This window comes from Myxococcales bacterium, assembly GCA_016720545.1.
In the GTDB taxonomy this organism is placed as follows: domain Bacteria; phylum Myxococcota_A; class Polyangia; order Polyangiales; family Polyangiaceae; genus JAAFHV01.
Map to the genome: position 1 here is coordinate 210479 of JADKKK010000002.1, position 12862 is coordinate 223340.

At 75.5% G+C, this 12862-nt stretch carries 5 protein-coding genes; 4 read left to right on the forward strand and 1 reads right to left on the reverse strand.

Annotation, left to right across the window (positions count from 1 at the left end):
- Positions 1-42 precede the first annotated feature (42 nt).
- From IPQ09_04845 to IPQ09_04860, 4 genes are read left to right on the forward strand one after another with little or no spacing between them, the layout of a single operon-like run.
- On the forward strand, positions 43-7431 hold the full coding sequence (locus IPQ09_04845) for a hypothetical protein (protein ID MBL0193547.1): 7389 nt from the start codon (positions 43-45) through the stop codon (positions 7429-7431).
- On the forward strand, positions 7428-8039 hold the full coding sequence (locus IPQ09_04850) for a hypothetical protein (protein ID MBL0193548.1): 612 nt from the start codon (positions 7428-7430) through the stop codon (positions 8037-8039). Before IPQ09_04845 ends, IPQ09_04850 begins: the two co-directional genes overlap by 4 nt.
- A complete protein-coding gene (locus IPQ09_04855) occupies positions 8036-9811 on the forward strand; it encodes a carboxypeptidase regulatory-like domain-containing protein (protein ID MBL0193549.1) in 1776 nt (591 codons plus the stop codon). Before IPQ09_04850 ends, IPQ09_04855 begins: the two co-directional genes overlap by 4 nt.
- Before the next feature lie 37 nt (positions 9812-9848).
- Positions 9849-10430 (forward strand): tellurite resistance TerB family protein, encoded by a 582-nt coding sequence (locus IPQ09_04860; protein MBL0193550.1) that lies wholly within the window; start codon positions 9849-9851, stop codon positions 10428-10430.
- Positions 10431-10478: 48 nt separating this feature from the next.
- Here IPQ09_04860 and IPQ09_04865 read toward each other — a convergent pair whose 3' ends face one another.
- On the reverse strand, positions 10479-12749 hold the full coding sequence (locus IPQ09_04865; protein MBL0193551.1) for a hypothetical protein: 2271 nt from the start codon (positions 12747-12749) through the stop codon (positions 10479-10481).
- Between the last annotated feature and the right edge of the window lie 113 nt (positions 12750-12862).

A 12862-nucleotide genomic window follows, 5' to 3' on the forward strand; every position in this document is an offset into this window, starting at 1 on the left:
CGAGGCGACATGGGGACGCGTGGGGGGGAAATCTTGAGCTCGATGGCGGCGCCGACCTCGCTCGCCGCGGGCCACGCTCGCCGGTTCGTGGTCTCGGCCCCGGCGCTGGCGCGTCGCGTCGGTCCCGCCGCTGCCGAGCACGACCTCCGCGCGAAGCTGGCCCTGGCCCACGGCGCCGGCGACAGCTCAGCCGAGCGCAGCCTCAGCATCGAGCTGGGCGCGCTGCTCGAGGTTGGGCGCTTCGACCTTGGCGGCGCCGCTGCGCTCTACGCGAGGGCGGCGGACATCGAGCCGGAGGTGAGCGTCCTCCTCGTCCTCGCGGCCCTCGAGGAGCGTCTCGGTCGCTCGGCGCGGGCCGCGGACGCGCTCGAGCGCGCGCTCACGCTGGGCGACGCCCCGGGCGGGTGGCTGAGGCTCGGGTGGCTACGCATCCGCGCCGGCCAAGTTCGCGATGCGGTCCAGGTGCTCGTCCAGGCCTCCGCCACGTCGCGGGAGCCGCGCGTGGCCGAGTGGCTCGGCGCGCTTGGGTTCGTCCCCGGCGCCCACGCCTCTCTCGCCGACGCCGCCGAGGCCTACATCGACGCCGCGCGTCGAGCTTCTCTCCTACCGAACCTGACCACCTCGTACGGGACGTCCCTCGAGCTGCAGGAGCTCGGACGCGCGGCGTCGCTCTCTCGAAGCGTGGCGGTCGAGAACGCCTTCACTGCGGCCCTCGGGCGGCGAGACCCGGCGCTGGCGGACGCGTTCGCCGAGGCCTGGGCGTTCGCAGCACCACCCGCACAGCGCGCCGAGGCGCTCGCCAACCTCACTCGCGCGCGCGCCGCGCGTGGCGACGTCGAGGGGCAGCTCGTGGTCGCGCTGCAGCCGGGCGGCGCCGTCGGCTCCGAGGGGCTGTCAGGCCTGCTTCTGCGCGCGGGGCTCCCCGCGCTCCTCGCCGAGCAGATCGCGCTTCGCGCGCGAGACGCTGCCGGCGACGAGCGCTGCCGCCTGCTGGTCGAGCGCATGCGCGTGCTCGCCGGGCCCGTCTCGGACCCCGTCGCCGCGGCGCGCGCCTCCGCCGATGTCCTCGCGCAGGCGCCCGCGGAGCCGGAGGCGCTCTCGCGCCTTGAGGCGTACCTCGCCAGCGATCAGGCTGGGCCCGGGGTGCTTGCCGCGCTCGTGGAGCGCGTGGGCCGCGCGGAGGGCCCACTCGGCCCTCTCGCGGAGGTCATCGCCGCCGCAGGGGCGCGCTCGCGCAACCCTGGGTTCGAGGTCCTTGGGCTTCGTGCCGCGCTACTTGGCGGCGAAACGGCCAAGCTCCGCGAGCGCTTGGTGGCCGCCGAGGCTCGCTGCCACGCGTCCCTGGCCCCGCCGAGCGGTCCCGTGTCGGCAGAGTGGCGGCGCGATCGTCTCCGCATCCTCGGTGCCCTGCCGGAGCGCCGGGACGAGTGGGCGCGCGAGGTCGACGCGTACCTGCGCGAGGGCCCGTGGTCGCCGGAGGTGGTCGAGTTCGCGGTCGATCGCGCCCTGGCGGCCGGCGAGTCCGAGCAGGCGCTTCGATGGGCGCGCGCGGGGCTCGACCGGGCGATGGGGATCCAGCGGTCCGTGGCGCGCAGGCTCGTGCTCCGCGCCCTGCTCGCGACGGACGGAGCGGCCGCCGCGCCGGCGGACCTCGGCCCTGACGCCCCCGAATCCCCCGACGTCGCCAACGCGCCGCTCGCCCTGCTCGTGGCCCTCGGCGCGAGGGACCTCCCGGCGCTCGCCGCCGCTTGCGAGGGGCTTGCGCGCACCGCACCGCCGCGCACCGCCGCCGCGTTGCGGCGGGCGGCGTCGCGGGCGCTCGTCGCGGAGGGCCTCGTCGACGAGGCGCGTCGGATCGCGGGTCGGGCGCTCGGCGTGGATCCGTCCGATCCGCTCGCCGCGGACGCGTGCGTCACCGCGTGGGCCGCGGCGCCCATCGAGCACGGCGCGGTGGACGCGGCGTACCCGCGCCTGCGGGCCGCCTCGGCGATGCTCTGGCCCGACGCCCGCCGCGCGGAGCTCCTCGGGGCGTTGGCCGCTCGGGCGAACGCGCCCGCGGAGTCCATCGCGTTCTGCCGACAATGGCTGGGGCTGCGTCCTGCGGATCCCGCGCCGCTCCGTGGGTACCTGTCGGCCCTCATCGCCGCGGGCGAGGGAGCCGCCCTCTGCGAGGCCGTCGGGTGGCTCCCTTCAGCGCCCTATTCCGCGTCGCTTCTCTGCGAGACCTTGAGCACGGCGCTCACGGCGCTCGGCGACGAACCGTCGCTCCTCATGGCCGCGGCGCGTGGCCTGTTCGACGCGCTCGGGGCCGCCCACGCAGGGCTGCGTGCGAGCCTCCTCGACGCGGCTAACAGCGCGGAAGAACATCTCTTTGCGGCGGAAGTTCTCGAGCGCGGGCTCTCCTGCGATGGCACGGCCGCGCCCCCCGAAGCCCACGTTGAGCTCGCCAACCTGTGGCGCCTCGCCGGCGGCGTCCAGGGCGCCGAGGGCGAGGTCCGCGCGCTCGCGGCTGCGGTTCGAGGTGGCGCGACCGTCTCCGACCTCGCCGAGCGTCTCGCCCGCCTGGCGCCCCACGCGCCGGGCATGAGCACCGACGCCGAGCTTCTGTGGCTGCGTCTGCGCGCGGAGCACGCGCCCGACGACGCGACCGCCGCCGAGGAAGGCCGGCGGCTCGGCGCCGCGCTTTGGGATCTTGCGAATGACCGCCCGGGGGCCGTGGTCGCCTGGGTCAACGCCGCGCGTCGCGCCCCGCTGCGCGGATACCCGACGCTGCGCCGCGATCTCGTCGCGTTCGCCGGGAACGCCGAGGCGCTCGAGTGCCTCGTCGCGCTGGGCGAGCACGAGCCGGATGGGGCGCGCGCGGCGAGCCTGTTCGCGGAGGCCGCGCGCGTCGCCCAGTCGGTCGAGCAGTTCCCTCGCGCGCTGGAGCTAGCTGCGCGCGCGCTCGAGCAGAACCCGCGCCAGACGGAAGTGCTCGCGGCCGCCGAGGCGGGCGCGTCGCCAAGCGACGACGAGCGCCTCTCCACCCTCTACGCGCGCGCGGCGAGGGGGGCGCTCGGGCGCTTCGGCCGGCGCGCGGCCCATTTCCGCGCCGCCCGCTTCTTCGAGGGGAGGGCCTCCGACGCGCTCGCGATTCGCCACGCCACTCAGGCCTTCCTCGCCGTGCCGACGCAGGGCGCCGCGCTCCAGATGCTCGCCCGCGTCGGAGCGCGCTCCGGCGATGCCGTCGCGGTTTTCCACGCGGTGGAGCAGCTCACGGGCCAGCTCGGCAGCGCGACGCAGCGCGCGGGGTGGCTCGTGATCGCGGCGGACCTTGGGGACCCGACGCGGGGGAACGCGGAGCGCATCGACGCGCTCGTGCGCGCGTTCGTGCTGGTCCCGGACGCGGAGACCCTCGCCCGCCTCGCCGGCGCCGTACGGCGGGAGCTCGCGGCGGCCCCCGGCGAGGTCGAAGGGGTCACCCTCCGGTTCGTGCGCGCTGCCGGGGCCGTGCTGCCCAAGTGCGAGGGCCCCGAAGGGGCGCGCGTCGCCGTGCGGCTCACCGAGCTCGCCATCGAGCTCGTGCACGAGCCCAAGCTCGCATGGAAAGCGCTCGTCTGCGCCTTCACCTGCGACGGTGACATCGACGAGTACCGTGGCCTCGTGCGCCTCGCCGCAGCCCTCTTGGCGGCCGAGGACGCGAAGGAGCGCTTCGCTGAGGCGGTCGCCATCACGGAGCGACCCTACGCGAGCCTCGGATGGGCGGCCTGTGGCTTCCTCGGCGTGCTCGCGCGCGATTTGGGCGAGCCCGATCGCGCACGCAAGCTCCTCATCAGCGCGGTCTCGCGAGACTCTGACGACGATCTCTATGTCGTCCTCGCCGACGAGGCGCTCGCCGCGGTCGAGGAGCCGAGCGATCGCAAGAAGCTCGAGCGCGCGGTCAAGGCTCCACGGCTGTCCGAGGCGCTCGTCGCCGTCGCGGCGACCGATCGAGCGGCGGGCGACGTCCTCTCCGAGCGCAGGCGACTGACCCGGCTCGTCGCGGTGGGGTCGGAGGAACAGGTCAAGGCCGCGCAGCGACGGTTGGTCGATCTCGCGCCGCCCGACGTGGATGCGCCGGCCGAGGCGGAGCTTACGGCGGCGCCTCCCTCGGTTTCGCCCGCTTCGGTCGCGCTCGTCCGAGAGCGCATCGGCGTCGACGACCTCGCCGGCGCGCTGGCTGCGGCGGGCGGCTCGCGCCATGACGCCCTGCTCCAGGTCGCCGACGCCGCGGAGGCGGCGGGCCATCACGCGATCGCCGAGCGCGCCCTCGAGGCCTTGGCGGACACCGCGCCAACCCTCGAGGGCCAGGTGGAGGCGCTCCGGCGCCTGGGGCGATCGTTCGACGCCCATGATCCCGAGCGGTCGGCGGGGTACTGGCGGAGAGTCGCGGCCGTCCGCCCGCTCGACGAAGAGGCGGATCTCGCCCTCGAGGACCTCCTCCTCCGGGCGGGGCAGGTGGCGGAGGTCGCCGAGCACCTCGGCCGCCGCGTCGCGCGTTTCCAGGGCGATCCGGCCCGCCGAGAGGCCCTGCATGCCCTCAGGCTCCGGCGCGCCGCGCTGCTGGAGCAGCGCCTGGGGCGGCCCGAGGAGGCGCGCAGAGAGCTCGAGGGCCTCCTGGCGGAGGAGCCGTCGAGCAAGAGCGCGCTCCGCTACCTCGCGGACCTCACGGCGCGAACGGGCGATCACGACGCGACCCTCGCGGTGCTCGAGCGGCTCCGTGACCTCGACGCTGACGACCTCGGCGGCCGCGCCGAGGTGGAGGTTCGAATGGCCCGCATCCACCTCGAGGGTGGACGCCCCGACCTGGCACGTGCCCTCGTGGAGTCGGCCCTGGCCGGGCGAGAGAGCGCGGAGGCGCTCCAGCTGCGCGTCGAGATCGCCCGGGTCTCCCCCGCGGCCGAGGAGCTCGGCGCGGCGCTCCAAGCGCTCGCGCGGGGCAGCGCGGACGACGCGCACACCCGCGGCGTGCTGCTCGTGGAGGCCGCTCGCTTGGCAGTGGCCGCTGGCGATCTCGAGCTCGGCCTCCAGCGGGCGCAGGAGGCGGCGCGGGTCGCGCCGGGCCTCGCGGGAGCGGTAGTCCTCGCGCGGTCTCTCGAGTATCGATCCCGGGGGATCGCCGGGGTCGAAGGGGCGATCGCGGTCCTGGCCGACCTCGCGACGAGCTCGCGCGAGCTGTCGGAGGGCGAGCGCGTGGTGCGGGCGTTCCTCGTGGCCGCGGCGACGCGGGTGGCCCACGGAGCCGCGCGCGCGATCGCGAGCCTCGAGGCGATGGTCGCCGATCTAGGTCCCCACGCGCTGCTCTCCTTCGCCCTCGCCGAGGGCTACGCGGCGGAGGGGCGATTCGACGCCGCGCTCGCGGCCTACGATGGCGCGCTGCAGGGCCCGCTTCACGGCCTCCACGAGCTGGGAGAGGTGGCGATCTTGGCCTCCGCGGCGGCGGAGGCGGCGGGCGACGTCGCGCGGGCGATGCGGTACGTCGACCTCGCGGTGGCCGCCCCAAGCACGCGGGTCGCCGCGCTCGAGCGCGGTCGTCGCCTCGCGAGCAAGGTCGGAGACGTTGAACGGGAGCGCTCGCTCCTGAGGGAGCTCGTCGCGACCCTCGACGGCGCAGCCAAGCTGGACGCGGCGCGAGAGCTGGCCCACGCGCTCCTCGCTTCGGCCAGCGCGACGGACCACGAGGAGGCCATGGCGCTCAGCGCGACTCTCCCCGAGGCGAGCCCCGGGTCGAAGGAGCTGCGCGCTCGTATCGAGGAGCTGCTCGGCGAGGGCGACCGGAGCACGGCGCCCGCGCCGGCACCTGTGATGCTCGCGCTCCAGCGGGCGGGGGCCGCCGTCCTCTCGGCGACGCTCGCGTCCGCGGGATCCGAGCCGCCGCCGTCCGGCGCGAACGCACGGCGGCCTCCTGGCCGTTACGCGCCCCCCGTGGACGACGCGTCGCTCTCCCCGGAGGCGATTGAGGCGTTCTTGTCCGGCGGGCGGCACGCGTCCGTGGGCCCGCCCGCGCCCGACCCGTTCCCGCAAGACACAGTGCGCGATCCCTTCGGGTCCGCGGCCTCGCGCGACCCCTTCGGGCCATCGCGCTCTGCGCCGCTGCCCGGCGCCCCCGATCCGGACGCCGCGTCGGCCAAGCCCGCCCCGCCTCGCGCGACGGCCGTCGCGGCGTCGGCGTCCGCGAGCCCGCGCGTGGAGGCGCTGCCGTCGATCCCCGTCGAGGTGCTGCGCGCCGTGGAGAAGGGCACCCTCCCGGACGCCCGCGGCGACGCTGCGCTCGAGAAGGCCCACGCGTGCCTCGCGGAGGGCCGCCAGGACGCCGCCGAGCCCCTCCTGGCCTCGGCCGCCGGCGCCGGCTCGGCCATCGCCGCCGATCTGCTCGCGGGCCTCCTCGAGGAGGATCCGCGCCGGCGCACCCTGGCGATCAAGGCGAGGCGCCTCGCCGCCGAGCTCTCGCCGGGCGACCCGCGCCGCCTCGCGGCGCTCCGGCGAGCCGCCATGGCGGACCAGAACGCGAACCACGAGCGCGCGCTGGCCCACCTCGAGGCGTGCCTCAAGGGGGACGCGGTCGCGGCGCCGCCAGAGCTGCACGTCCAGGCGGAACAGCCGGGCATGCTCGAGGTGCTCACGCGTCCGAGCCGGACGGGCGCCGGCGAGGCATTCCGCCTCGTATGGGAGCACGCAGCGCCCACCCTGGTGCGCCACGCGGCCGTCACCTCCGACGGTCTCCGCCGCCTGCTGCCGGGTGAGCCGAGCCTCTCCGGCGTCCTATTCAGCGAAGTCGTCCGGCTGCTGGGGCTCCGAAAGGCGGCGCTGTACCGAGGACAGGGGGCCGGCGGCCCGTCGGCGCGGAGCCTCCTCCTCGCGCCTCCCGCTGGCCTGCTCGACGGGCGGGTTACAGACGTCTCGCCGGAGCTCCCGTTTCTGCTCGGCGCCGCGCTGGGGGCGTCCCAGCCGCCCCAGGTGGTGCTGCTCGGGCAGCCTCTCGAGAGCGCGCGCTCGCTGTTCCGCGCGATGCTCGGCGCCTTTGGCCCGTCCGTGGGGGCCCTCTCGATCGATCGCCACACCGCGGAGCTCGGCGAAGCGCTCTGGCAGACGCTCCCGGCGCGCGCGCAGCGGCGACTGACCGACCTGCTCGCGCAGGCCACCCTCGCGAGCTTCGACGAGGTGTACGCCTCCGCGCGCCTGGCCTCGCTCCGCGTCGGGCTCTTCGTCTCCGGTGATTTCCGGCAGGCGGTGCGCGCGGTCCTCGTCATGGTCGGGCAGGACCCCCGGCTCGCCGATTCGCCTGGCGCCGTGATGGACCTCACGAGCGAGCTGCCCGCGCTCGCCGACCTGTACCGCCTCGCGCTGCGCATCGAGTACGCCGATGCGCGGTTCTTCCTGCCGGGTCGCGGAGGGGGGCAGTCGACCCCATGAGACGAGGGGTGCGTGAGCTCGTGCGCCGAGGGATCGCGGGCACCGCGTGCGCCGCCATGGTGGCGGCCTTCGCGTCGTGCATCATCGCCGAGCCGCCGTCCGACCTTCCGCAGCTGCCGAGGTTTCGCCCGACCATTCTGCGCGGCTCGGTCGTCCCGTCGGCGAACGGCGTCCTCGGCACGTTCCCGGACCGCTTTATCGTGCCGGTCGAGCTCGTGGACCCCAGCGTCACCCTCAGCTACCGCGTGTATCTCGACTACAACCCGATCACGGGCGAGGGGCTCGACTTCCCTGGCACCATTGGGCCGAGCGGCACTCCTCCACGTCTCATCGACCTCGACGCCTCTCGTGAGCCCGCCGCTCGCGTGATCGAGTTCAAGGCCACCGCGCCCCCCGACCTCAACCGCTGCCACGTGATTGAGTTCCTGGTCGCGGAGTCGTTCCTGTCGTTCGAGGGCAAGAGCGCACACACACCGCGTGAGCCTGGCGGCGACAGCGTGACCTGGTTCTACAGCCCCGGCGGCGACCTCAGCGGATGCCCAGTCGTCGACGCGGGGGTCGCGCCGTCGAACGACGCCGGGGGCGACGCCGACGCGGGGGGGGCGTGAGCCGCCGACAGGTCGCGGGCGGGCGGCCGACCTTCCGGCCGTTTGGCCTCGCGGTGGCGGTCGTCGTCGTCGCGTCGTGCGCGCCCATCGTGGGCTCTCCCGTCTCCTCAGCGCCGCGCAACACCTGCGAATCAGGCCCCTGCGAGCGCTACGACCAGCCAGGCCCGAAGCCTGGCTGTACGAGCGCGGGTCGCTGCGAGGTCGCCGGGCGACCGGAATACCCCTACGTGCTCGCCGTGGCGATCCCGGGGACCTCCTTCTTCGCTCCCAACCGCACCATGCTGCTTCGGAGCCAAGACCTCCGCGGGGGGCCGGACTGTCCTGCGGCGACGTGCATCTCGCTCCCGCCGCTCATCGACGTCTCGGGCGCGTACCGGGTCACGCGGGAGGCGGCCGCGCTCGTCGGGCTCGACGTCGGCGCCGAAACCCGCGCCCTCCCAGCGCAGACCCAGTTCTTCCCCGAGATCGTCCTCGACGACGGCCCGCGCGTGGAGGCGAGGGACGTAGGCCTCCCGGCCCAGCCCGTGTTCGCGGAGCCCCGGCCGGGCCCGGGGTACCGCGCCTTCCTCCCGCCGGGGCCCTTCCGTCGCGTCGCCTATCCGGCGCCACCGCTCGACGGGGTGCTCCCGCCGGTCGCGTCGTCGGTCTCGGTGCGCGTCGACACCGTGCAGAACAACATCCCGCTGTTCTCCGACGCCTTCGAGGTAGGCCGCGCGCCCAACGGCCTCGACGATCCGAGCGGAGAGTCGCGCACGGCGCAGGTGCGGCGCGCCGGCGGCCTCGACGGCTTCGTCGCCTATTTGCGCGACCGCAGGACCGAGCGACGCGTGTCGTCCGCGCGGGCGCTCTCGGGCCCGATCGCGGAGGTCCGCCTCGACACCGTCGCCGAGAACGGCGCAGGCGGCGCACTCCGAGACGGAATCGACATCGTCGTGGCGCCAAGCCCGAGTTGGCTCGCGGTCCCGCTCTTGGTCGACCGCATCATCGCGGGCGCGGGCCTCCGCCTCGTGTACCCCGAGTTGCCTCCGCCGACGCCCGTGGTGGCGCGCGTCGTCGCGCCGACCGGCGGCGTCGGCGCCCGAGTCTCGTTCGAGAGCGCGTCGATCGAGACGAGCGGTGGGACCGCGACCCCTTCGCTCTCCTACCGAACGACGGTGCGGACCGATCCGGACGGACGGCTCGCGACCGTGTTGCCGCCGGGCACCTACGATGTGTTCGTCGAGCCGGAGGACGCTGCGCGCGCTCTTGGCGAGGCCCGCCAGAGCGTGACGGTACGCGGCGGGAGCGCGGAGCTTGAGCTGCGTGTGCGTCCGAAGGCGCGGGTGTCGGGTCGAGTACTACTGTCGGACGGTCGCCCGCTCGCGAACGCGGACATCCAGTGGAACCCTTCGGCCGCCAAGCGTCCCTCGACCGGGCTTACGCCGCGGCCGGCGCGCACGTCGACCGACGACAAGGGCGCGTTCTCGGTGCCGCTCGACGAGGGCGAGTACGAGCTCTCCGTGGTGCCGGAGGCGCTCACCGGCTTCCCGCGCCTCGTCTCGCTCCGGAGGCCCGTGGGGCCCAACGACGCGACGCTCGAGGACCTGGTCGTGTTTGCGCCGACCCGGCTGGCCTGGACGATCAAGGATCCCGGCGGCCTGGCGCCCATCGCGCGCGCTGTGGTGCGCGCGTTCGGCTATGTTGCGAACGAAGCGGCGTACGTCGAGGTCGGCTCCGCGCTGACCGACGCGACGGGCGGCTTCGAGATGCTCGTCGGCCCGCTGCCGAAGTGAGCTTTCAGCCTGCCGAGGGTCCAGGAGAGTGGCAAGGATGCAGCAGCAAGACAACGTCCCGATCGTCGCGCGACTCGTGCGCCGCGGCGCGGGCGACTCGGGAAAGAACGTGTCGATCCTCGCGCTGGCGGCGGCCGCGTTCGGGGCTCAACAGCCCCCCGATCGCACACCGCCGACGGGCTTCGATCCCGCGACCGTCGCGCTCTTCGAAGGGCTCGTCGAGTGCGCGTACCTCGTCGCGAACGCGGACGGAGTCTTCGACGAGCGAGAGCGGGAGGCGTTTGAGCGCCTCGTCCACGCCTCTTGCGGCGGCGTGGTCTCCGGCCGACAGATCTCCGCCCTCCTGGACGACTTCGAGGCCCTGCTCGAGGAGGACGGCCTCGACGCGCGCCTCGAGGCCGCGGCCTCCGCCTTCACGCGCAAAGTCCACGCGGAGGAGGGGCTGCGCGTGGCGGTCGCGATGGCCCACGCGTCGTCCGGCGTGAGCGCCGAGGAGCGCGCTCTCATCGACCGGCTCGCGACGCGCTGTGGGCTCACCCCCGAAGACGTGGCCGCCGCGTGCGCGGAGGTCGAGGCCGAGCTCGAGCGCGCGCGCGCCAGCGCTGGCGCCAGCACGTAGTCGCTCGAGTAGCCTAGTGTTTCCCTTGGTTGCCGTGGTGCTGCTGCCTCAAGCGAGGGCATCTCGCGACATGGCGAACAGGGAGGCCTCTTCCTGCCGCCCGGCGTCATGTGCCTCGCGCTCGAGCCTCGCGAGGACCGCCCGCTGGTGCGTGAGCAGCGCCGGTCGTCGCCCCTCGGGCGCGTCGTCGAGCCGCGCAGAGAGCAGCGCCAAGAGCTCCAGGCTGCGGCCGAGCATCGTGAGGAGCTCGACCAGCTCGTCGACGACGGCGTCTTGGGTCGGATCGGCGCGGAGCCGGTCGATGAGCACCTCCACCCGCGCGTCCAGCGCGTGGTCGTCGGGCGCGCTCTCGAAGCTCGCGCGGGTCGCCGGCGCCGAGTCGACCTCGGCGTTCGCGGAGTGAGCTCCGAGCACCGTGGGCTTGGGGCGGCAGCTGTCGTCGTCGTAGGCGTCGGGCGGCGCCGACTCACGCACGAGGGCCCGGCGCTCGGCGAGCAGCTCGGGCGAGGAGGGCAGCAGGGAGAGACCGAGCTCCAGCGTCCGCAGTGCCGCCACGGGGCTCCGCAGCACGTCGGCCTCGAGTCGGATGGCTTCCATCACCGCAGGGAGCAGCTCGTCGCCCGCGATCGCTTCGATGTGGTCGCGGAAGGCGCCGAGCGCCAGGGAAGCCCCGGCGGCGTCTCCGAGCGCCGCGCGACACCGCGCCTCGACCAGGCGCCCGAGCCCGGCCTCTGGCGTGTCGCTCGGGATCGCCGCGGCGCGCGCCGCCGCCGCGGACAGATCGCGGAGCGAGACCTCGAGCAGGCGCGCGAGCGCGAGGCCCGCCTTGGCCTCCTCGCGCGGAGACGGCGCCACGCGGGCCGCGCGCGCGAGCAGGGTCGCGGCGCGCGCCGCGTCGCCCGTCTTCGCGAGCGCGCTGCCCAGGCCCGCCAGCGCGGTCGGCTCGTCCGGCACGAACCGCAGCGCGCCCTCGAAGAGGGCCGCGGCTTCGCGCGGGTGGCCGTGCGCGGCGAAGGCCGCCCCAACGTCGACGAGCGTGGCGCACTTGGCGGCTGCACCGCGGATCATCGCCTCGAGGAACGCCGCGTCGGCCTCGGCCTCCCGGGGCATGCCGGCAGCCAGCGCGCACGCGAGCCGGGCGCGTCGCACGTACGCCCGATCGGGCGCGTCGCACGTGGCCTCGTCCAGATGGGAGAGCGAGGAGAGGGTCCCTGGGGCGAGCTCGGCGGCCTGCACGCGCAGCGCCGCGCGGAGCGTCGCGTCTGGCTCGCGCTCTGCGTCGCGCACGGCGCGCGCCCTCGCGGCCTCCTGTCGGCCCCGACCGGCGAGCAGCCGCGCGGGCAGGTCGCCGAGGTGTGGGCTCGCCGTCTCGTCGAGCTCCCGGAGCGTCGCGAGCGCGGCGTCGGCGCGACCGTCGCCGAGGGCGTCGAGCTCGATGAGCCGCCGGAGCAGCCCGGTGTGCCGGGGCGCCGTCGCGAGCGCTTCGAGCAGCGCGGTTCGCCCGAGGTCGAGCTCGCCCCGCGCCACGCGCGCGTCCGACGGCTCCGCGAGGCGCGCCCCCTCCGCCGCTCGGAAGCCCGCCTCGTCGCCGACAAATCCCCTGCCAGGACGGATAGATAGCGTAAACTGAAGGCCCTCGAATGCGAGCGCCGCCGCGCCCATCGTCGACGGGCGAGGGGCGCGCGCCCCCGCCTCGGGGAGCAGGGTCGCCGCGACGCGCGCGGCGACGCCCCGGAGAGTGAACGTCGAGCCCGCGCGCCCGAAGGGCTTGCCGAGCGCGCGCGCGAGCGCCTCTCCCGCGAGGCGCTGGGCGGGCGCGGGGAGGCTCGCGCCGCGCGCGTCGGTCGCGACGAGCTCGACCGCGTCGTCCTCGATCCGGCACGCGACCTCGAAGACGAGGACGCGGTCGGGGTGCTCGCGCGACGCGGGAGCGGGCGACACGGTGACCCGCACGCGCCCGTCGGCGGCCGCGAGGCGCACGTCGGGCACGCCGGCCCCGATGAGCTCTCGCAGCGCGGGCGCCGTGGCCGTGGCGATCACGCCGAGGTCGCCCACGAGCGTGAGCTTGCGGAGCTCGCCGCGGCGATGGCGGAAGCGATGGACGCCCCCCGAGACGTCGAGCGGAAAGCTCATCCCTGGCAGCGCGACCTCGAGCTCGCGAACGGAGAGCGGGCCGAGCGCGACCGGCGCCGCGAGCGCGAGCCCCACGCCGGACGGGCCGATCGACAGGCAGAGCTCCACGCCGCGGGGCGGCCTCGTGACCGCCGCCGCGGGCCGCGCCTTCCGGCCTTGCTCCCGTCTCTCGCGCACCCATCGCACGAGGCGCAGGGTACCGCGCGGCCCCGACGCGGGCGACTTTGCGGCGGCGCTCGGGTCCACGCCGCGCGCCCGACGATGGTGCAACCAGGCCTACTTCCGCTATGAACGCGGGG